Source organism: Novosphingobium oxfordense, assembly GCF_044029435.1.
In the GTDB taxonomy this organism is placed as follows: domain Bacteria; phylum Pseudomonadota; class Alphaproteobacteria; order Sphingomonadales; family Sphingomonadaceae; genus Novosphingobium.
Genome location: NZ_CP147006.1, coordinates 83206 through 103582, shown reverse-complemented (window position 1 = coordinate 103582; position 20377 = coordinate 83206). Strand labels below are relative to the sequence as shown.

Sequence of the window (20377 nt, the reverse complement as noted above, 5' to 3'; positions counted from 1 at the left end):
GACTATCGAGGATCGCCCTGCCCGCGAGATCGCTGGCGCGGACCAGGCGCGAGGGCTATTTTCGAGACCGGACGCCAGGGACTCGGGCGTCAAATGCGGGACACGAAGATCATGGTCAAAGGCAAGGGCAGCGAGCGCGCCGCGCGGGCGCTGTGCGAGGCGGAGGGCCTGGCTTGCGACATCCGTTTCGAGGGCGCGCCGATGTGGCAAAGCTTCCTGCCGCAGGTCCGGACCGTCCTCGCCGCGATCGCGGACCCGGGCGTGGCCCATGGCGAGGAATGGACGCGGATCATCGCCCATCTGCGGGCGCAGGCCGGGCCGCGCTGAGGGCCCGGCCCGGTATCCGACCTAGCCGCCGGGCTTGGCGGCGCGGTCGGTGTTGCGCTTGTCCGCGACATAGGTCTGGCCGTTGTCGCCCTTCATGATGACGAACAGGCCGGTCGCCTCGAACAGCCGGGGGAAATTCTTGACCCCATAGTTGCGCGGATCGATTGGTGCCTGGCGCTTTACCGCGCTGCCGGCCGCCGCCATGTGCGCCCAGCCATCGTCGCGGGCGGCGGCCTCGACCGCGCCGCGCAGGGTGGTGATGAGCTTGCTGTCCTGCGCGAGCGACTTGGCGCCGGGCGTCGTTGGCGCTTCTGGCGGAGCGGCAGGCGCGGCGGCAGCCGCCGGCGCAGTGGCAGGCGCCGCCTTGCGGCGACCGCGCCCCTTCGGCTGCGCAGCAGCCGGAGCCTCGACCTCCGCTTCGGCAGGCGGGGCGCTGTCCTCGAGGCCGTCAAGGAAGAGGAAAGTGGTGCAGGCGTTGACGAAAGGCGTCGGCGTCTTGCGCTCGCCGAACCCGTAGACCTCATGGCCATTGGCCTTGAGCTGCATGATCAGCGGCGTGAAGTCGGCATCGCTCGACGCGATCGCAAAGGCGTCCAGGTCCTGGGTATAGAGCAGTTCCATCGCATCGATGACGAGCGCGATATCGGTGGCGTTCTTGCCGGTGGAATAGCTGAACTGCTGGATGGGCCGAATCGCGAAATCGTGGAGCTTTCCGGTCCAGCCCTTGAGCGTCGTCGCCGCCCAGTTGCCATAGGCGCGGCGGATATTGGCAGTGCCATATTTGCTGAGCTCGGCGAGGATGGCGCCAATCTTGGCATGGCTCACATTGTCGGCATCGATGAGCAGCGCGATGCGGCGGCTGGGTGTGGCGGCGAGGGGCGTGTCGGGTTCCAAGAGCGGTCCTTTGTGCAAGAGTGCCGCAGGCGCGCGGGGGATGCGCACCTGCGGCCAGCGAAGGGCGGCGCATGGGCGCCGCCCGGCGCCTGTCAGAAGAAATGGAGCCGGTCGGCGATGACCTCGGCGCCGTAGCGGGCGTTGCCGTCGCGATCTTCCCAGCTCGAATAGTGCAGATAGCCCGAAATGGCGACGACGTCGCCCTTCTTGCGCGTGGCCGCCGCCTTGCCCTGGCCGTTGAAGCAGGTAACCTTGTGGAACTCGGTGGTCTTGGCCGTGTAGCCGGTCGCCTCGTCGATATAGGTCTTGCCGTCCTTGAGCTTGACCCGGTCGGTCGCGACGATGAGGGTGACGGGACCATTGCCCGAGGGGGTCTGCGGATCCTTGGCGACGCGGCCGGTGAGATTGACTTCGTTCATGATGAGCCTCCTTGGGTTGCCGGCGTTCCTTCCCGCCGGTGACACCGATTGGCGGCGTGGGGCCGGGACCTGCACCGACGCGCGCAGCGCGGGAGGGGAACCCCTGGAAGGCGCTGGCGCGGGCCGCCGCGCAGCGGCAACACGGGCGCCTGGAACGGGGTTGCCGGGCCCATCCCCTCGCCGCAGGTGTCACGTCAACGGCGCGGAAGGGACGCTGGCAGCCCAGGCCGGCGGTGAACGGACAATTGTCAGGCCGCCCCCAGGATCGGCTCCCCTTGCGGCAATGGCCCTGGCACCCGGCGCGGCGGGCGAGGCTCATGCGCCGGCAGACCGGCCGGACGCGGGCGCAGGGCGAGCGACCAATGGCGCGCCGACGGGTTCCCCTGGGATACCATGCGGTCCGGGCGGCCCGGCGATCTTGCGCGAAGCAGGCGGCCCTCGCCCGCCCGGGCTATCGGCTTGAGCGAGAGCACCGCATCAGCGCGCGCGCGCCGTCAGGGCTGGACGATGGCCTCCGACCAGGTGCCGAGCACCGCCCCATCGGCGGGGTTCTCGATGCGCACCTCGTCGAGCGCGATGGCAAGGAGGCAGACCGGGCGCTGGTCCGGCCCGGCGGCCTGGGTGCAGCGCAGGCTGCCGCCATCCGGAAGGCGGGCGACCCGGCCGATGAGCCGGATACGGAGCCCCTTCGGCCCGGGCGCTGCGTCCGGCGCCAAGCGCTTGACCAGGGCATAGGCCCGCCCGGCCCGCGCTGTATCGGTCCGTCCTGCCTCGCTGCGCCATTGCGCAAAGGCCAGCGTCTGCTCAGGCGGGAGCAGGGGCGCAGATGCACCCTCGCTTGCAGCCGGTCCGGGAGGAACGGGCGGACAGGTCTCGGCGCTAGACCAGGGCCGCTCGATCCAGAAGCCCTCAAGCCGGGCCTGCCCGGCCGCTTCCCCCGCCCTGGCGTCGACGCCCGTATCCCCTTCGCCGCTCGTCCCGTCCCCGCCCTTATCCGGAGCAAGCCCCCAGTCGGCCAGCGACCAGCGGGCGGGCGCGACATGAACGCGCAGGGTCTGCTGCGCGGCATCATAGCGCCAGCGCAAGGGCGCGGCGCTGTCGGCAGCGGCAGGCCCGGCGCAGCCGAAGGGGAGAACGAGCTCGAACCGCTTGCCCTGCAGGCCGGTCGGCAGCACCTGCCCCGATGCGGCGGCATCGGCCGCCTTGGCGGCGAGCGCGAGGAGGTCCGCGCGGCCCAGAATATGCGGCGGTTCAGGCTGAGCCGCCGGCGACGGCGGCGCGGACTGGATCGCGGGCGGCGGCGCGCTGTCTGGCCTGGGCGACGTGCCGCGCCCGAGCAGGAATCCCCCGCCCGCCAGCGCGAGCGCGGCCACGAGGCCGCCGGCAATGGCAAGACGGCTGATCCTGAGATTGGGCTCGCGCATGTCCGGGTGATACCAAATTGCAAGGCCGGCTCCACCCCGCCCGGCCTGTTTCTTTTGGCCGGACGTTGACAGGGGCGGACCTGGGTTCGAGGCAGGGACGCGATGACGATCGATCAAATTCTCACCTTGCTCGTGCTGGTCGGCGTGGTCGGCGTGATGATCTGGGACCGGCTGCGTGCCGACGTCGTGGCGCTTGCGGGCGCGGCGATCCTCCTCATGACCGGGGTCGTGCGGCCGGTGGACGTGCAGGGCGCTTTCGCCAGTCCCGCCATCATCGCCCTCGCCTCGCTATTCGTCATTGCCTATGCGCTGGAGCTCTCAGGCCTGCTCGATCGCGCGATCGAACTCGGCGTCGGTCTCTGCCGGCGCCTGGGCGCCAAGGGGGTGTGGCTGCTCCTCTCGATGATCGGCGGCCTCTCCTGTTTTCTCAATTCGACTCCGATCGTGGTGCTGGGCGCGCCGGTGATCCGCGATATCGCTCGCACCCTGGGACAGTCGCCCAAGCGCTATCTGATGCCGCTCTCGTACATCACCGTCCTCACCGGCTGCTGCACGCTGGTGGGCACTTCGACGAACCTTCTCGTCGACGACATGGCGAGCATTGCCGGACAGGCGCGCTTCGGCATTTTCGAGATCACGCCCGTGGGCCTGCCGATCGCCCTGGCCGGCGGGCTCTATCTCTATTTCGTCAGCGGTCGGCTGCTGCGGGCGCATGAGAGCGACGAGCGGGACCGCGAGCCCGGACCGCTCGAACCCATCCATATCGGCAATGCCCAGGTCGGCGACGCGACGCTGTTCGCGCAAAAGCGCCCCTTCCAACCGCTCAAGGCCGCGATGGCCTTTGCCATCTTTGCCGGCGCGATCGCGCTGGCGGCGTTCGGGGTCGCACCGATCGCGGCGACGGCGCTCAGCGGCGCGGTCCTTCTGATCCTGCTGCGCGTGATCAGCGCCGACGAGGCCTATGGCGGACTGCGTCCGGAAATCCTGATCCTCATAGCGGGCATGGTGGTGATTGGCATCGCTATGGAATCGAGCGGGCTGGCGGGCGAGGCCTCGGAGTTCCTGATTTCCAGCGTCCACGGGCTGAGCCCGCTCGTCGCGCTGATCGTCCTCTACTTCGCCACGATGGTGCTGACCGAGCTTCTGTCCAACGCGACCGTGGCGGTGCTCGTGACGCCTGTCGCCGTGGCGCTGGCCGACAGTCTCGGCGTCAGCCCACGGCCCTTTCTGGTCGGGGTCATGATGGCCGCGAGCGCCGCCTTCGCGACCCCCTTCGGCTACCAGACCAATGTCATCGTCTACCAGATGGCGGGCTATCGCTATACGGACTTCGTCCGGGTCGGCCTGCCGCTCAACCTCCTGACCGCGACCGTGGCGATCCTCGCGATCCAGGCCTTTTTTCCGTTCTGAGCCGGACTGGATCGGCTCTTTCCAGCCGAAACAAAGACAGGACCCGCTGCGCGGGGGAGCGCGGCGGATCCTGCCAGGGGCTTTCCGCGCCGGAGGCGCGGCGCGGAAAGGGAAGAGGATGGTTGCGGTCAGTCGGCGGTTTCGACCGCGCGCTGACGGCGGCCGCGGCGGCCCTGGGCGGGTGCCTGCGCGTCATCGCCGCCAAAATCGTCACCGGCGGTCGAGGCGCCCAGCCCCTCGGGCTCGCTGTGTCCGGCCTGGGCGGCGTCGTCGCCCGGCAGCGGCGGCAGGCCGTCGTCGGCGGGCATCGCCATTTCGGCGGGGAGTTCGCGGCGGCGCGAGGGGCGCGACCAGACGACATTGTAGGAGCCGTCCTGCTGCTGGAACAGCGAGACGTAGAGCGGCTGGGCGAAGCTCGGATCCTCGATCTTGCCGTTGTAGAAGATGAGGCCGCTCTCGCGCGAGGCGAGCTCGAACAGCGCGCCGACGCGGACCCAGGCGCGCGCAGCCGACAGCGCCATCACTTCGAACTTGGGCGCATTGGGATTGGCCGAGTGGACCGGGCGGAGCGCGATGGTGAGCTCGACGGTCAGGGTGGAGACACGGCCGACGAGGTGGCCGGCGGCGTTCTTGGCGATGGAACCGATGTTCATGGGACTTCTCCTTGGAAAGCGTCCTCGAACCCCTTGTCCGGGACGCCAGTCCTCTCTCCCCCTCCTCTCCTCGGCCGCTGGGCCGAGCAGGCGCCGCCAGGCGCCCATCATCGCCAGCCCCTTTGGCGGGCGATGGCCCGATCAGATGAGCGGCGCGGGCATGGCCAGCCATTCGGGCTGGTCGTCGGTGATTGGGATGTCCAGGCGTGACGCCTCGGCCTCCGAGAAGATGCTTGCATCGGCGAGCCGCCCGAACCCGGCCTCGCGGTTCCAGAAGCTGAGCCCATGGGTCGCATGACGCGTGACCAGCACATAGCCGTCCGCGCCTTCCTCGATCGCGCGCCCGATCGCCCGGTCCAGGAGCGCGCTGCTATGGCCGAAGCTGACGCCCTGCTCGGTAATCGCAACATAGCCACCGCCAAATTGGCCGGGCACGAGGCGATCGCAATCGAGCGAGAATTCGAAACCGAACGGCAGGGCGGATTTGGCGGCGGCGAAGAGAAGGTGTCCGACGGCGTCGATGGCGAACTGCTCCCCGGCAAAGTGCAGGTGGACACGGCCCTCGCTGCGGGGCTCGCATCGGGACAGATCGCAGTCGAACGTCGGATAGGTGGGATCGACAAACAGAGCCGGGAACGTCTCGAACGGATCGTCGCCGCCCGGGGGGAAAGCCGCGGCAAAGGCCGAGCCCAGGCCCGAATAGGCCGCAAGGCGCGCCGCCGGCTCGTCCCCGAGATCGCCCAGCAGATCGCTCGCTGCAAAGGCGCAGTCGATGAGCGCAGCCTCGACGGGCGTGACTTCGATGAGGAAGCTCGCCTTGAGATAGTTGTTCGCCATGATCGTCTCCTTATGGTGAGAAAAGTGCAGGCCCGCTGGCCGCACGCGCAGTGCCGGGCTCGTCGCCCGGCTGAACAAAATGGGAGGAAGATCCTATGCAGGCGTGGATAGCCGCGCTCTCGACCTATTCCGCGACGCGCGAGACGATCCTCCAGCATCGATTTCTCGCCGATGTCGGCGGCGAGCTATGGCGCCGCGGCGAGTTCGATTTTTCGGTCTCGCACAGCGAGGTCGACAATAGCGGCTATGACCTCATCATCGAGGCGCGCGGCATAATGCGGCATGTCCAGCTCAAGGCGATGCATGGACAGGCCAGACGGCGCAGCTTCGACATTCAGACCCGGTTGGGCGCCAAGCCCAATGGCTGCGCCGTGCTGATCCGGCATGATGCGCGCAGCCTCGCGGTCGAGGCCTATCGCTGGTTCGGCGGACCGCCCGGCCAAGGCCTGCCGCCGTTAGGGGAGAAGGTCACCCGCCATGCCAAGGGCAATGCGCTCGGCCATAAGGCGGACCGGCCGGCGCTGCGCGAGGTGCCACTCGCGCGCTTTGCGCCCGTCAGCGATATCGCGGCGCTGGTGGTTCTGATGTTTGGGCCCTGGCCCGAGGCGGGTTAGGCCGCGTTCGCGGCCTGGGGCGCGTGCCAGCGCGCGATGATCGCCTGCATCTCGTCGCCATAGCCGAGCGCATCGATATAGAGGGCGCCCGGATGCTGGGCGACAAAGCCCACGATCGCCGCGATGTCGCGCGCCACGGCCGTGTCCAGCGCGAACAGGTCGGCGACCGGGAAGTCGCCCAGCTCGGGTCCGTTCCACCAGGCCATGAGAAAGCGGGCGACCCGCCGCGCCTGCCCGGTATCGGACAGGGCGAGGGGAACGAGCCGGTCGAGCGCGGCCAGCGCGCTGCTGCGGTCGGTGGGAATCGTTGTCATGATGATACTGTCTCATCAAAGCCCGGCCGGGCCAAGGGCTCTTGGGGGAAAGGAGCGGCATCCCCCACGACGAGCGGCGGCACAACGAAGTCGGCCGCATCGAAATAGGCGAGCACGGCGTCGAAGCTTGCCAGGCGTTCGAGCGCCGCGCGGCCGATCACGACATAATCGTCTTCGTCGACCGGGTAGGAGATGGGTTCGCCTGCGCCCGTGAACACCACGCGCTCTGCGCCCCATTGCGAAGGATAGGCGCCCGACCAGCGCGCAAAGGCGATGCCGTGCTCGGCGCACCAGGCTTCGAGGGCCTCGAACCGGCCGTTGGCGACTTCGTGGGCGAAGAGGCTGAGAGCAGTGCCAGGAATATGGTGGTCGGCCTCGAACGGCTCGCCGTCCCATTCGGTCGACAAGGCCTCGGCGGTGATGAGCGCTGTGAGCGCCTCATAGGCGTAGGGTGAGAGGGTGCCGCCGAGCGTGATCGACGCGGAAACGCGGTTTGCCATGGGTGAGCTCCTGAAAAGAAGGTGGTCGGCCTCGCGCGAGATCATGCGCAGAGGGCCGCGAGGGCTTGGGCCGCGCAAGCGGGATAGGCGGCTGCGATATTGGCATGGAGATGCGCGAAGTCCGGGATCGGAAATTGCCCTCCGCTGGTCGGCCGGGTCGTCATGAGCGCGCCGATGACGATCTCCTCGAGCCCGGCGCGCCGCTCCAGCACGTCGCCGCCCTGCGCATAGCGGATCGGCGCGGTGAAGCCCGCTTCGATCCAGGTCGTCAGGCCGTTTTCGGCGGCCTCGACATAGGCGGCGACCTCGGCCCGGTCCTGCGCGAAGCGCCAGACCTTGAGACCGAGGGTCAGGTAGCGCCCGAAATCATGGGCGTTGCCGATAGCGACGAGCGCACAGCCCTCGGGCGGAGGACCGAAGCGGGCCTGGATGGCGGCGCGATAGCTCTCCACTTCGAGGCGGTTGCACGCATCGAAGTCGGGCGTGTGGCCGATCTGGGCGCAGTCTTCATTCGCCGGCGCCGCGCCGATATCAAAGATGCTGAACATGAAATCCTCCGGGGGATTGGGGGGCCTGGCGTCTGACGGCAGACCCGCGCTGGGAGCGGATCTAGTCGATCGCGCCGAAGATTTTCGCGGCCTCGGGATGGTCGCCGGCATAGTCGCGCAGGCGGTGGTAGGCCTCGGCGAGATGATCGTCTTCGACCTCGAAGGAGAGGTGCGAAAAGGCGAAGAGCGTGGCGATGATGCCCGCAGCGTCGGCGGAGACGGTGCCCTCATAGCCGTTGCTGTTGCAGCAGATGCGATAGGCCGGTCGTCCGGCGGGGACGAGATAGAGCGGGTGCCCCGCCCGTTCCATGAACTGCCAATAGCCGCCGCCATAATCGGCCGAGAGCCACTGCAGGAAGGAATAGACCAGCGTCTCGCCCTGGAAGAAATGACGGCGGCCAAAAAGTGCAGGGAGAAATGCGCCGCGCCGCGCGTCGGGTACGAGGGTTGCGGCGTTGCAGGGGGCATCGGCGATAGCGGGGAGAGTGTCTGTCATGGGGAACTCCGACAAAGGGACCGGCCCGGACGCTCCTTTTTGCGGCAGGACCATCATCACCGCTCCCCCTCCCCTCACAGCGCCGCGCGAGCGGCGGCAGGACGACAGGGCCCGCTTCGCAGGCGTGCGAGGCGAACCCTGTCGGGGGCAGAGGCGATGGCGATCAGTCCGCGAAGGCAGGCGGGGCCGAGCTGGCGCCCAGCACGTCGGGTTCGCTCTGTCCGGCCTGGGAGGCGTCGTTGCCCGGCAGCGGCGGCAGGCCATCATCGGCGGGCATCGCCATTTCGGCGGGAAGTTCCCGGCGGCGCGAGGGGCGCGACCAGACCACATTGTAGGAGCCGTCCTGCTGCTGGAACAGCGAGACATAGAGCGGCTGGGCGAAGCTCGGGTCCTCGATCTTGCCGTTGTAGAAGATGAGGCCGCTCTCGCGCGAGGCGAGCTCGAACAGCGCGCCGACGCGGACCCAGGCGCGCGCAGCCGACAGCGCCATCACCTCGAACTTGGGTGCGTTGGGATTGGCCGAGTGGACCGGGCGGAGCGCGATGGTGAGCTCGACGGTCAGGGTGGAGACACGGCCGACGAGGTGGCCGGCGGCGTTCTTGGCGATGGAACCGATGTTCATGGGACTTCTCCTTGGAAAGCGTCCTCGAACCCCTTGTCCGGGACGCCAGTCCCTCACCCCCTCCTCTCCTCGGCCGTTCGGCCGAGCAGGCGCCGCCAGGCGCCCATCATCGCACGCGCCTTCCCGTGGGCGATGGCCTGAAACTGGCCCGTCTTGTCCGCGCAGTCCGGTCTTGAAGCCTAATGCTGCGAACCGAACAGGATTCGCTTGACCTCAATCTGGTGCTCGCCGTCGCGCTGCCCGGCGGCTGCGTCCATGTCTGCGCGCAGACGTCTGGCCAGATCATCCGGTATAAGCGCATAGGGCGCGACAAGCGCGATGGCGGCCTCGGGATCGAGCAGTTCGCCCGGTTCGGTGCCGACCCACAGCAGGATTTCGCCATCCTCATCCCCCTCCTCAATATCGTCCCGCACGCTCTCGGCCTCGGGATCGTCGGCCTCGGGGGTATGCGAGAAGACCTGCGCGAAGAGGGTCTGGAGCGGGCGGTCGAAACCGACGACGGCGCGCAACACCTCTGGGCACTCGGGGCGGGGCGCAAGCCTATGACGGCTCATGATTTTGTCCTCCTCGCAAATTGCTTGAATGGTTGGCGCTGCGACATCGCCGCCATATCTTCCCAGGTTCAATCCCAAGAAGGAGACAGCCATGGGCAAAGCCACCGAAGGGCATATCGATATCGGCATCGACGAGAAGGACCGCGCGGCCATCGCCGAAGGTCTCTCCCGTCTCTTGGCCGACACCTATACGCTCTACCTCACCACCCACAATTTCCATTGGAACGTGACCGGCCCGATGTTCAACACGCTCCATGACATGTTCATGGTGCAATATACCGAGCTGTGGAACTCGGTCGATCTCATCGCCGAGCGCATTCGTTCGCTGGGACACAAGGCGCCGGGCTCCTACGCGCAGTTCAGCGAACTGGCATCGATCGACGATGCGCCCGCCGATCCGCCCAAGGCGCTCGACATGGTCGCCATCCTGGTGACGGGCCATGAGGCGGTGGCGCGCACCGCGCGCTCGATCTTCCCCCTGGCTGACAAGGCGAGCGACGAGCCCACCGCCGATCTTTTGACCCAGCGGCTGACCGTGCACGAAAAGACGGCCTGGATGCTACGCTCGCTGCTGCAGAACTAAGCGACTGACCGTTATCCGACAGGGTGCCCGGCCTCTGTGCGCCCTGTCGGACGAGGCGGCTCCTAATTTGCTCGGCCTGGGAAACTCAAACTGTCCCCGGGGGTTTGTCCGTCATACCTGCCCAGCGTCCGGCGTGGGCGGGTTCACCGACATGACCAGTGACAGGAGCTCCCATGCCCAGGAAACCCGCGACCGATACCGCTGTGATCGTTCCGGCCGACATCGCTCCGGGGAAGCCGGTGTCCGGGGAATCCCGGCAGAAGGCCTCGCCCGTGCCTCCCGACGCACAGCTGTCCGAAAGCTATGCTGAAAAACAGGGCGACGGCGGCGAGACCCATCAGGTCGCGGCCGACGGCGCGCCGGCGCTCACCACGAGCCAAGGGGTTCCGGTCGCCGACGATCAGAACAGCCTGAAGCAAGGCGCGCGCGGTCCGACGCTGCTCGAGGATTTTCATTTTCGCGAGAAGATCTTTCACTTCGACCATGAGCGGATCCCCGAGCGCGTGGTCCATGCCCGCGGCTATGGCGCGCACGGCTTTTTCGAGCTGACCGACAGCCTCGCCGACATCAGCCGGGCGGACATCTTCCAGCGCGTGGGCGAGCGCACGCCCGCCTTCGTTCGCTTCTCGACCGTGGCGGGCTCGAAGGGTTCGTTCGACCTGGCGCGTGACGTGCGCGGCTTCGCGGTCAAGCTCTATACCAAGGAAGGCAACTGGGATCTGGTCGGCAACAACATCCCGGTCTTCTTCATCCAGGATGCGATCAAGTTTCCCGACCTCGTCCATGCGGCAAAGCCCGAACCCGACCGCGCCTTCCCGCAGGCGCAGACCGCACATGACAATTTCTGGGATTTCATCAGCCTGACCCCCGAATCCATGCACATGATCATGTGGGCCATGTCGGACCGGGCGATCCCGCGTTCATTCCGCACGATGGAGGGCTTTGGCGTCCATACCTTCCGGCTTGTCAGCGCCGAGGGCAAGTCGACCTTCGTCAAGTTCCACTGGAAGCCCAAGCAGGGCCTGCAGTCGGTGCTGTGGAACGAGGCGGTCAAGATCAACGGCGCCGACCCGGACTTTCATCGCCGCGATCTGTGGGAAGCGATCAATGGCGGTGACTTTCCCGAATGGGAGCTCGGCGTCCAGCTGTTCGACCAGGCGTTCGCCGACCAGTTCGATTTCGACGTGCTCGACGCGACCAAGATCATTCCCGAAGAGATACTGCCCGTCCGGGTCGTGGGCCGTCTGGTGCTCGACCGGGTGGTCGACAATTTCTTCGCCGAGACCGAACAGGTTGCTTTCTGCACGCAGAATGTCGTGCCGGGTATCGACTTCACCAACGACCCGCTGCTCCAGGGGCGTAATTTCTCCTACCTCGATACACAGCTCAAGCGCCTGGGCTCGCCCAATTTCACGCATATCCCGATCAACGCGCCCAAATGCCCCGTCGCCCATTTCCAGCAGGACGGTCATATGGCGATGACCAACCCCCGGGGGCGGGTCAATTATGAGCCCAACAGCTGGGGTGCGACGCTCGGCGGACCGCGCGAGGATCCGGTCCGGGGGTTCCGAAGCTTCGCCGAGGAAGCGGATGGCGCCAAGCTGCGCATCCGCCCGGAAAGCTTCGCCGATCACTACAGCCAGGCTCGGCAATTCTATGTGAGCCAGGAGCCGATCGAGCAGAAGCATATCGCTGATGCCCTGGTTTTCGAGCTCAGCAAGGTCGAACGCCCGGACATTCGCGCCCGTGTCGTCTCGCACCTCATCAACATCGACGACGGCCTGGCCGGCACCGTCGCGGACGGCCTGGGCCTTCCCGAATTGCCCGCGCCCGCGCAGGCTGCGCAGCCGACCCGGAGCGATTTGCCGCCGTCGGACGCGCTGTCGATCGTGAAGAACGGACCGCCGAGCTTCAAGGGCCGCAAGCTTGGCATTCTCCTGAGCGACGGCGCCGATGCCGCGCTGTTTGGCGGCCTCGTCAAGGCGCTCGACAAGGTGGGCGCGGTCTATGACGTGATCGCCCCCAAGATCGGCGGCGTGACGCTTGATGATGGCACCAAGGTTGCGGCCAAGCAGAAGATCGACGGCGGAGCTTCGGTGCTGTTCGACGCGGTGGCCATCGTCGTCTCGGCCGACGGCGCTGCGCTGCTTGCCGATGACGCGGCCACGCAGGACTTCGTGCGCGATGCCTTTGGCCATTGCAAATATATCGGCCTCACGCTCGATGCGCAGCCGATCTTTGCCAATGCCGGCATCCTCGAGAAGCTCGACGATGCCTGTATCGAGCTTGGCGCCGCCAAGGATGCGGCGGCCTTCGTCGACACGATCGCGGCGCTGCGCTTCTGGCCCCGCGAACTCAAGGTCGACATGGATGCCAAATGAGCCCGGCGATCTGCCGCCCCTGCCCTCGCCCGAGCGGCTGCGCGAACTGATGTTCGATGCGGCGCAGCTGGGACGGACCGACGTGCTGCCGGCCCTGCTGCATGCGGGCTGCGCGGTCGAGGCAAAGGATGAGCGGGGCTATACCCCGCTCATCCTGGCGGCCTATCATGGGCATGACGAGGCCGTGGCGCTGCTGCTCGATCACGGCGCCGATCCCGAGGCGGGTGATGCCGCGCGCGGCAATACCGCGCTGATGGGCGCGGCGTTCAAGGGCTTCACATCGGTCGCCCGGCTGCTTCTCGAGCGCGGGGCAGACGCCGAGACGACCAACAAGGCCGGCCAGACTGCCCTCATGCTCGCCGCGCTGTTCGACCGGCGAGAGATTGCCGATCTCCTGGTCGCGCAGGGCGCGGACCCCGAGCGGTGCGACGCCGCGGGCAACTCGGCGCTGTCGGTTGCGCGAGACCAGAACAACGCCGCCATGGGCGAGCATTTGCGCGGCGCTTGTCCTGCATCTCGGCCTGGGAGTTGGCGGGCAGAAAGCGCCATTCTCACATCGTAGGAGGGCGTGGGAGCGTGCAGGGGCGACCATGTCCGATGGTATTGGGCGCTGCATCGCCGTCATTGGCCGCCCTTATCGCGGTCTGCCCAACGCGGTCTGCCCAACGCGGTCTGCTCAAGGAAGCGCTGGCTGATCTGGGGATGCGATGCGCGGTCGGCGACAGGGGGCAGTAGGACGCGGAGAAAAGGGCGGCTGCTCTTGTCGGGCGGTGCCCGGGAGACGCCGCAGGCGATAGGCGCGTTCGATGGCTGCGACGGCGTGGCCGGCCAGCAGACACTGGGCTTCGAGCGAAAGGGGCGCAGCGCCCACGAACGCGAGGGTGACACCGGCGTCGCCGCGGCGCTCGAAACGAAGAGTACCCTGGGCGCAGACCGCAAGTCCTGCTTCAAAGTCGAGCGACCAGAGCCCGGGTGTTGTGTGCGAATCCATGCACACTTGTACCGCAAAATGACGAAAGGCTGGTTATGGCGACGGCGTTCAAAACCCTAGACATTGGTCGCATGGCGCTTGACCCCGCCAAGGCGTCGCGCGAGAGCGCGGGCGTCACGTGCTCGTGCGCCGGATCCGGTGCGCGACATGCCGGGCCGCGCCTTCGGCGCTGCTGATCGCTTTGCCGGCGGCGGCCGCCGCCTGGCGCGCGCCGGCCTGGCGCAAGAGGGTGCGCGCTTCGCGCAGGCGCTCGACAGCGTTGGCGATGGCCTGGCCCTGCTCGGGCGAGGCAGGCGTGATGGGACGCATGGTTGACCTCCTTGGTGGATAAGCTTGTGGTCAGAGCCGGCATAACGGGTGGGTATGCTGTGGGCGCGCGGTGCACATGTCGCGGGATGGCGCAGCGCAGCGCGGCTGCCTAGAGACGGCTGGTGGCCTGCCCCGCGGTGAAGTCGGCGAGCCATTGCTCCATGGTCGGCCGTTCGCTCACCGGCACGAGCGCGGCCGCGTCCTGGAAGCGCAGCAGCTCGGTGGGAGCGGTCCGCAGGATCTCGCCGATCTCGGCCTCGGGCAGCAGCTGCTCGGCACGGATAAAGTCGGTGATCCGCCCCGGACGGGTTCGGGTAGAGCGCCGCCAGAGCCCCTCGACCGTATGGAGACGGGGGGCCGCACGCGCCTCGATGAGCACGATGAGGCGCAGGCACCAGGCCGGCAGGGCGCGGACCTCGTCGGGCTTGATGGCGCCGCAGAAGAAGCAGGACGACTTGGGCGGGACCGGCAGGCCGGCTTGCGCAATCCGGGCCTCGCAGCGTGCGCGCGTCCAGCCCCAGTCGCGCAGCGGATAGCGGCACTCGAACAGCGGGTCGTCGATCCCGGCGGCATGGCGGTAACGGCGTGCGTCGGCGGGCGAGGCATCGTAGCCGATCAGGCGCACGACCTTCCGGCCCGCCCCCCAGGCGGCCTTGGCCGGCGGCCATTGCTTGAGGAAGGCGTCCTGGGGCGCGACCTTCCATTTGAGGGAGCATTACGTCCGGATCAATCTGCCCCATTAGCCCCGCAGAGCCTGCATTTCCGCCATTCTCGCTCCCCCTCTCCTTTCAAGACGCCCGATTGGCGCTGGACTGTCCTCAGGCAGCACACGGATCGGATGCTTCGATGCTGGCGCGGATCGGTGCGGGCCGGCGGATTCGATCGAGTTCCTGCACGAGTTGCGCATTACGGCGCTCGAGCCGCTCCGCCCGCTGCTCGGCCTCGACCGCACGTTTCAGAAGGCTCGCATTATGTGTCGCGAGAGCGATATTCCTGTCCTCGGCCTCACGAAGAGCAGATCGTGCGCGGTCGGCCTCAGTGGCAGCCGTCTCGGCCGTGCCCTCTCGCCGCGATTGGAGCTCTCGTAAGGCGTCAAGAACGGAGGCATGATGCGAATAGATGATGTTGCGGCCTACCCCGGCTGCTCGTGCGAGCGCCGCGACCGTTGGCGCGGCAGATGGGTTGTTCTCAAGGGCGCCAAGAGCTTCGCGGAGGCGGGCATCGGTATTGGCCCGTCGGCGCCCCTGCGGGGTGGATAGGTCACATTCAGGGTTCACCGGCGTTCCCCTCATCGAGTTGTTTCAGGATCTGGCGAGATTCCTTTATCCGGGCTTCGGCAAGGGCACGGCTCTCGCCGTCGAGATCGTCGCGCCGGAGCAATGTGGTGTTGCGCTCAAGGCGCGCTTCCCAGACCGGCCTATGCCGATCGGTCACGGCGAAGTTGGCGCATGTCGAGCATGTGCTTTGCGTGCGAAGCTCTGGGTTCGGCTCGCGCTCGCCGCCGAGGCAGGCGGAGGTTTCGCGGCGATAGAGGCAGTAGCCCCAGTCGCAGACGCCAAGGCGCATATCCGTTTCGGCGAGGATCTCGGTGATATAGACGTCGACGTCGCCGGGACGCGTGCGACCACGGAACGGTGACCGCTCGGACAGCATGACCCCGGCCTTTCCGGCAACGTGCGGCGCCAGGAGCAGATCTTCGAGCGCCTTGCGGGTTTCTTCGGCGGTGTGGTCGTCGATCAGTTCGGCGAGTTCGAAGTCGGTGCCGACATACGCGCGATCGGTCATTGCGCGGTGGACGTGGCCGAGGTGGCGTTGAAGCGCCGTGAGGCCGGTGCGATCGCGCCGACCGATGAACCGCGAGAACGTCTTGCGCCCTTGATAGGTCGTCAGGCGCCAGGTGCCGCCTTGATGATCCGGCAAGGAGAGGAACGGCGCAAGGCGCTCGTTCAAGCGAACATTGACCATGGGCGGCCGCAGTCGAGAGATGGGCATCATTGTCGGAAGTGGTGATCGTCCCCTGCCGAGCTGGTGAAGCCAGAGATTCTTCTTCCCGCTGAGTTCGCGAAGTGGAGCGGAGAGACGCTCGAGGATCTCGACTGCCCGTTGAACCGGCTCAGGTGCGAGCCAGCGGTGGATGTCGCCGTGCTCCGTCCGCGACGTCTTCGTGATCGTGCCGACCAGATAGACGTGGTCCTCTCCGCCGCCATCGGCCGGGCGACGCTCCAGGCAGCCCTCTTCAAGCCTGAGTATCTCGGAGGCTCTTGCGCCAACGAGATAGGCGATGACGACGAAGCAGGCGTCGCCAAGGCGGTCGAGCATGAACGCCAGGCGGCGCAGCGGCCATTTTGGGTTCGCGTACCGGTCGGCGCAGGGACAGGGTTCGTCCAGCATGGCGCGTCTGATGTGCCAGTGTAGCATTCGTCCCTCGTGGTGCGGACGGAACCGGGCATAGAGAGCTTCGAGATGGTCGCGCAGCGCGAGTATCTGGTCCGCCGGCTCGCCTAGGAACGCGATTGCCCCGCTGACGAGCGGCACGGCGATCTCGTCAGGCGTGTGAGGATGGCCGCCATAAGGCTTCCAGTGTCCTCTCCCGACCGATGCAGCGCGAGGCGGCGCGTTCGGCGGCGCGTCGTCGAGCTTGTCGCGTTGCATATGGAAGGTGCGGATCGTGCCAAGATAGCTTTCGGCGGTACTGATCGAGAGCGACGCACCGTTCCTGCCAGGGCGAGCCCGCAACATCGCGACGAACCGACTGATCGCTTCCTGATCGAGATTCCGGAAGCAGCGAACGTTCTCGGCAGCCATCCACCGAACGAGGAAGCGGATGCCGCCGAAGTGACCGCGGATCGTGTCTTTTCGGAGCGTCGTTCGGCCTTCCGGCGGATCGCTTCGCAGCGAGAGGAGGAACAGCTCCGCCGCTTCGCGGAGCGGTGTCCACTCGTTGTCGCTGAACCGGCTGCCGTCCGGCATGGTGAAGCCCCAGTTGAACTCCTTCGGGGCTGGCGCGGCATCGCTTCCGATCAAGGCTGCCGGGATGGTCCGCGTGGGTTTCAGGACGGCGGCCATGAGGACTATTCCAGGTCCGGCAGCGGCGGCAGAGCGGACATGAGCCGTTCGGCATCCGGTATCATCTCGGGCGGGAACGCCGGGAGCAGATCTTTGGTCAGTACCTGAAGGCTGGGCGCGTAGAAGAGGCCGAACCGGATCGGGTCGATCCCCTCGCGCGCCGCTTCAAGGTGTCTGGTCGCCTGGACGATCCGGGCGAGATGATCCGGATCGATCGGGACGATCAGGCCCGGGCAGGCGAGGCAGCCTCCGAGTTTCGGGCAGACGCGACCGGGGCGCGCGTGGCCATTGTCGGTCGGGCGAAGGCAGTCGTGACCGAACAACACCGTTACGGGGGCGCCGGCGTCCGATGTCGGATGTGGCTGGCGGTCCGCACTTGTCTCCCCCCGGACCCATGTGATCATCAGCGACTGGAGCCGGGCGATTGTTTCGCGTTCGAGGCGGCGGACGGCCTCACCGTCGACATAGATGTCGGTTGTGACGACACTCGCGTGATTGAGGACCGCCTTGGCCTCCATGATGTCGCCCTGAGACGCGGTATAGTGGGCGCTGGCCATGCTGCTGCGGAACAGCTTGGGCGAGAAGTCCGGAAGCGGCGAACGGGGCTTTTCGGGATGCGCTTCGTTCCACGACGTGATCGCGGCGTTATGACGCTCATAGAAGCGCAACATCGCCGACCGCAGTGTCGCCTGTACGATATGGCCGGCGTGATGCTGGCGCGCGAGACGGCCAGTCGTCATAAGGAAGCGGTGCAGGAACAATCGGTCGCGGCGGGCAGGCTCGACATGCGGCAGCAACGGCGCCGTCATCGCAAGGAGCTTCCCGATCAGACGGGGTGCCGCATACGGCCGGCGATTGTCGAACGAGCGTCGTTGCATTCGCTTCACCTTGCCGCCAGCGCGGGGTTTCACCCACTCGACCATGACCCGGTTTCGGTCGAGTGGATGGGGCACCAGGCAGTCGCGCTTGATCTGGCGCAGAGGGCCGGCATTAGCCGCTGTCTGGATCAGCAGGACGATATAGAACGCAGCGAGCGTGTCTGTGGTGAGGTGAAGATAGCCTTCGAGCTCCCGGAACCCGCCAACGTCGGCGATCCGTTGCCTATCCGGCTTGCCAAAGTCCGACCGTCGGGCGGGCGGCATGATCCCGTGACCGAGGCGATGGAGCTTCCAGATCCAGCGATCCCGCTCGGCGCTCCGGCCGCCATGGAGCGGCACGTTCGGAAGGGCAACGACGGCTTGCCCATGCTGGAACTTGTCCCAGGCCGTGTCGATGTCGGCGTAGCAGACGGCCAGCAACGCGCGCATTGCAGCCGGTGTTAGCCTCTCTTGCGGTGTCCGCTGGATGCCGGCGAGTGGGATGGGATTGTTGGGAAGGGTGAAGTCGGGCGCGAACATGCCTGGATTGTCCGCTATCGCGCGCTGGAGGACCGGTCGGATCATCCCAAGCTGCGCCGATTGCGAACGGACACCGCGCTCGCGTCCATTCATAGGCTTGGCCAGCCACGTGATGAACCGGCGGATCGTCGCTGTATCCAGGTCGGCCGCACGCTGAACACGGGCGTCTTCGCGTAGGAACCTGCCGAACACGCGCAGGGCGAACCAACGCGCGATGCGGGTGGCGGCGCTTGAAGCCACGTCATGATCGCGGAAGGCGCGGGCGATAGCTATGCTCAGGTCATCCGGCATTCCGAACAGCGCAGGGTCGAAGCGCTGGACGACCTTGCCCCATTCGTCGCGGAACTGGATTTCAGCGACGTCAGCGCGGTGATCCGGCGGCACCGGGTCGAGCCGTAGTGTCCGATCGAGGCGGCCCCTAGTCATCGTTCGGGATCAGCTCGCCGTAGAGATAGGCGAGGCTTTCGCTCAGGTCGCGTTCGTGCAGTTCGACGCAGCGCAGATAGATCGCCGTCGTTGTGATCGAGGCATGGCCGAGGAGCACCTGCACGACCTTGAGCGGATTGAGATCGGGGTTCGCGCGCGCCTGGACCTGGAGACGAGCGAGCATCGCCATCGCGAAGGTGTGGCGCAGCCAATGTAATGTCCCATGGAGCCTTGCGGCCTTGAACGCTTCTGCGAGCTGCGCCGTCAGGAGCTTGCGGGTCATGGCGCGGCCATGCTCGTTCAACAGGAGATTGGGAGGCACGCGGTAGTGCTGATCGGATCGACGGATACGGCGGACGATCCGTGCGCGCTCCTCACCGACATACCAATGCGTATGATCGAGCAACCGCAGCGGCGGATAGACCGTCCTCGGCCGATCGCCCTTGGTGATATGCAGCGGCACACCGACCAGCGGGTCGCTGCCGAGGTCGAGCGGCCAGCTATCGGGGAGCTGTTCGACTGTGAGTGCGCAAAGCTCTTTACGGCGCAAGCCCGCCCCGAGCGCCCATTGTGCCGCCAGACGCGCTGTGGGCTTGAGATGCGCGAAGAGCCGCGCCAGCTCGTCGGCGCGTAGTGGCCGCGGCAGCTTCTCGGGGCGCGAGACGATCAGCGCATTGACCTGCCGCCGCTGCAAGCCCGGACGATAGGCGCCATCGAGCATCAGCGTCATCTTCTCGGTCAGCCGGAAGGGGCAATGATCGATCAGCCCCTGATCGAGCGCCCAAGCGTAGAAGCGGCAGACCGTCGAGACGCGGGCGTTGATCGTCGTCCGGGCGTAAGGCCTTCCGGTGTGCGTGCTGGGATTCTCCAGCATTCGGTTCCGATAGGCGGCGATGACGCGCTCGTCGGCCTCGCGCCATTCGATCCTCGATTGCTCCAGCGAGTCGAACCAGTCGTACAGATGCTCACCGTAGGTCCGCACGGTTTCAGACGCCTGGGCGCGGCCACTGAGTTCCGCATGCTCCATCAGCCAGACGAAGGCAGGCTCGATTATCGCCATGTCGGCGTCGAACAGGATCGGCAGGCCAGCGGGGATACCTAGTTCGCCGGAACCCGCCCGAACAATGGTGACCATGAGATTGCCTCCCCTCGCGCATGCGGGGCAATGTCGATGACCATAGCTGTTCTCGGGGGGCTTCGGTCGCTTGGTGCGACAAGGCGACGGCGGAACAAGCCAGGCTTGCTGGTGATCTATATATCCACTACCGTAGATATATGGACAACGACTCAGCCATCTCGGCGCTCGGCGCGCTCGCGCAGGGCACGCGCCTCGACGCATTTCGCCTGCTTGTTCGCCACGAGCCCGAAGGTCTCCCTGCGGGCGAGGTCGCCAAGGCGCTCGATGTGCCGCAGAACACCATGTCGGTGCACCTCGCGACCCTCGCGCGCGCCGGCCTGATCCGGTCTGAGCGGCGCAGCCGCATCATCAACTATCGCGCCGATCTCGACCAGTTGAAGGCGCTGACCCTGTTCCTTGTGAAGGATTGCTGCGGCGGCAAGGCGGAGCTTTGCGAGCCGCTGATCGCCGAGCTTAACCCCTGCTGCTGAAGGC

General features: G+C 66.9%; 23 protein-coding genes and 1 pseudogene. 7 read left to right on the top strand and 17 right to left on the bottom strand.

Going from position 1 to position 20377, the window contains the following annotated elements:
* Positions 1-93: 93 nt before the first annotated feature.
* The gene (locus WBP07_RS19330; protein ID WP_232037457.1) at positions 94-327 is read left to right on the top strand and encodes a hypothetical protein; all 234 of its coding nucleotides are present in this window, start codon (positions 94-96) and stop codon (positions 325-327) included.
* 21 nt (positions 328-348) lie between these two features.
* On the opposite strand, the gene WBP07_RS19325 is transcribed toward WBP07_RS19330, so the two are convergent.
* The 3 genes from WBP07_RS19325 to WBP07_RS19315 all read right to left on the bottom strand — a co-directional run bounded on the left by WBP07_RS19325 (position 349) and on the right by WBP07_RS19315 (position 3064).
* Positions 349-1221, bottom strand: coding sequence for an NYN domain-containing protein (locus WBP07_RS19325; RefSeq protein WP_048938244.1), 873 nt, complete (start codon positions 1219-1221; stop codon positions 349-351).
* 92 nt (positions 1222-1313) lie between these two features.
* Entirely contained in the window at positions 1314-1640 is a 327-nt protein-coding gene (locus tag WBP07_RS19320; RefSeq protein WP_008829869.1) for a single-stranded DNA-binding protein, read from the bottom strand.
* 494 nt (positions 1641-2134) lie between these two features.
* Positions 2135-3064 carry a hypothetical protein gene (locus tag WBP07_RS19315; RefSeq protein ID WP_395395919.1) on the bottom strand — a complete coding sequence of 310 codons (930 nt, stop codon included), beginning with the start codon at positions 3062-3064 and terminating at the stop codon, positions 2135-2137.
* Between the two features lie 102 nt (positions 3065-3166).
* Here WBP07_RS19315 and WBP07_RS19310 point away from each other — a divergent pair, with 102 nt between their 5' ends.
* Positions 3167-4474: an SLC13 family permease gene (locus WBP07_RS19310; RefSeq protein WP_048938247.1), complete on the top strand. Its 1308-nt coding sequence runs from the start codon at positions 3167-3169 to the stop codon at positions 4472-4474.
* Positions 4475-4602: 128 nt separating this feature from the next.
* Here the strand turns inward: WBP07_RS19310 and WBP07_RS19305 are convergent, their stop codons facing one another.
* Together WBP07_RS19305 and WBP07_RS19300 are read right to left on the bottom strand one after the other, a co-directional pair.
* Positions 4603-5127, bottom strand: coding sequence for a DUF736 domain-containing protein (locus WBP07_RS19305; RefSeq protein ID WP_048938248.1), 525 nt, complete (start codon positions 5125-5127; stop codon positions 4603-4605).
* 141 nt (positions 5128-5268) lie between these two features.
* The gene (locus WBP07_RS19300) at positions 5269-5964 is read right to left on the bottom strand and encodes a hypothetical protein (protein ID WP_048938249.1); all 696 of its coding nucleotides are present in this window, start codon (positions 5962-5964) and stop codon (positions 5269-5271) included.
* A 95-nt stretch (positions 5965-6059) separates the two neighbouring features.
* Here WBP07_RS19300 and WBP07_RS19295 point away from each other — a divergent pair, with 95 nt between their 5' ends.
* The gene (locus tag WBP07_RS19295) at positions 6060-6578 is read left to right on the top strand and encodes a hypothetical protein (protein ID WP_395395918.1); all 519 of its coding nucleotides are present in this window, start codon (positions 6060-6062) and stop codon (positions 6576-6578) included.
* Here the strand turns inward: WBP07_RS19295 and WBP07_RS19290 are convergent.
* The 6 genes from WBP07_RS19290 to WBP07_RS19265 form a co-directional block, all read right to left on the bottom strand.
* Positions 6575-6892, bottom strand: coding sequence for a hypothetical protein (locus WBP07_RS19290; RefSeq protein WP_395395917.1), 318 nt, complete (start codon positions 6890-6892; stop codon positions 6575-6577). The two genes, WBP07_RS19295 and WBP07_RS19290, sit on opposite strands and share 4 nt — an antisense overlap.
* Positions 6889-7392, bottom strand: a complete 504-nt coding sequence (locus WBP07_RS19285; protein WP_048938252.1) for a hypothetical protein — start codon at positions 7390-7392, stop codon at positions 6889-6891. Before WBP07_RS19285 ends, WBP07_RS19290 begins: the two co-directional genes overlap by 4 nt.
* A gap of 41 nt (positions 7393-7433) precedes the next feature.
* The gene (locus tag WBP07_RS19280) at positions 7434-7940 is read right to left on the bottom strand and encodes a hypothetical protein (protein ID WP_048938253.1); all 507 of its coding nucleotides are present in this window, start codon (positions 7938-7940) and stop codon (positions 7434-7436) included.
* A 61-nt stretch (positions 7941-8001) separates the two neighbouring features.
* Entirely contained in the window at positions 8002-8436 is a 435-nt protein-coding gene (locus WBP07_RS19275) for an antirestriction protein (protein ID WP_048938254.1), read from the bottom strand.
* A gap of 163 nt (positions 8437-8599) precedes the next feature.
* The gene (locus tag WBP07_RS19270; protein WP_048938255.1) at positions 8600-9058 is read right to left on the bottom strand and encodes a DUF736 domain-containing protein; all 459 of its coding nucleotides are present in this window, start codon (positions 9056-9058) and stop codon (positions 8600-8602) included.
* Between the two features lie 179 nt (positions 9059-9237).
* Entirely contained in the window at positions 9238-9705 is a 468-nt protein-coding gene (locus tag WBP07_RS19265) for a hypothetical protein (protein ID WP_395395916.1), read from the bottom strand.
* Here WBP07_RS19265 and WBP07_RS19260 point away from each other — a divergent pair.
* The 3 genes from WBP07_RS19260 to WBP07_RS19250 all read left to right on the top strand — a co-directional run bounded on the left by WBP07_RS19260 (position 9704) and on the right by WBP07_RS19250 (position 13138).
* Positions 9704-10195, top strand: a complete 492-nt coding sequence (locus WBP07_RS19260; RefSeq protein ID WP_048938256.1) for a Dps family protein — start codon at positions 9704-9706, stop codon at positions 10193-10195. The genes WBP07_RS19265 and WBP07_RS19260 overlap by 2 nt on opposite strands.
* A 173-nt stretch (positions 10196-10368) precedes the next feature.
* Entirely contained in the window at positions 10369-12576 is a 2208-nt protein-coding gene (locus tag WBP07_RS19255; protein WP_048938257.1) for a catalase, read from the top strand.
* On the top strand, positions 12566-13138 hold the full coding sequence (locus tag WBP07_RS19250) for an ankyrin repeat domain-containing protein (RefSeq protein ID WP_048938258.1): 573 nt from the start codon (positions 12566-12568) through the stop codon (positions 13136-13138). Before WBP07_RS19255 ends, WBP07_RS19250 begins: the two co-directional genes overlap by 11 nt.
* A 543-nt stretch (positions 13139-13681) precedes the next feature.
* Here WBP07_RS19250 and WBP07_RS19245 read toward each other — a convergent pair.
* The 6 genes and pseudogenes from WBP07_RS19245 to WBP07_RS19220 form a co-directional block, all read right to left on the bottom strand.
* Complete coding sequence (locus tag WBP07_RS19245; RefSeq protein WP_036529763.1) at positions 13682-13876, bottom strand: hypothetical protein; 195 nt, start codon at positions 13874-13876, stop codon at positions 13682-13684.
* Between the two features lie 109 nt (positions 13877-13985).
* Positions 13986-14591 (bottom strand): annotated as a pseudogene (locus WBP07_RS19240) (hypothetical protein); the annotation flags it as partial.
* A 103-nt stretch (positions 14592-14694) separates the two neighbouring features.
* Positions 14695-15153, bottom strand: a complete 459-nt coding sequence (locus WBP07_RS19235) for a hypothetical protein (protein WP_139139368.1) — start codon at positions 15151-15153, stop codon at positions 14695-14697.
* Positions 15143-16942, bottom strand: a complete 1800-nt coding sequence (locus WBP07_RS19230) for an integrase (RefSeq protein WP_070157523.1) — start codon at positions 16940-16942, stop codon at positions 15143-15145. The genes WBP07_RS19235 and WBP07_RS19230 overlap by 11 nt, the downstream gene beginning before the upstream one ends.
* 5 nt (positions 16943-16947) lie before the next feature.
* Positions 16948-18765, bottom strand: coding sequence for a site-specific integrase (locus WBP07_RS19225; protein WP_070157524.1), 1818 nt, complete (start codon positions 18763-18765; stop codon positions 16948-16950).
* A complete protein-coding gene (locus WBP07_RS19220; RefSeq protein WP_070157525.1) occupies positions 18758-19900 on the bottom strand; it encodes a tyrosine-type recombinase/integrase in 1143 nt (380 codons plus the stop codon). Before WBP07_RS19220 ends, WBP07_RS19225 begins: the two co-directional genes overlap by 8 nt.
* A gap of 140 nt (positions 19901-20040) precedes the next feature.
* Here WBP07_RS19220 and WBP07_RS19215 point away from each other — a divergent pair, with 140 nt between their 5' ends.
* Positions 20041-20373 carry an ArsR/SmtB family transcription factor gene (locus tag WBP07_RS19215; protein ID WP_395395915.1) on the top strand — a complete coding sequence of 111 codons (333 nt, stop codon included), beginning with the start codon at positions 20041-20043 and terminating at the stop codon, positions 20371-20373.
* Positions 20374-20377 lie beyond the last annotated feature (4 nt).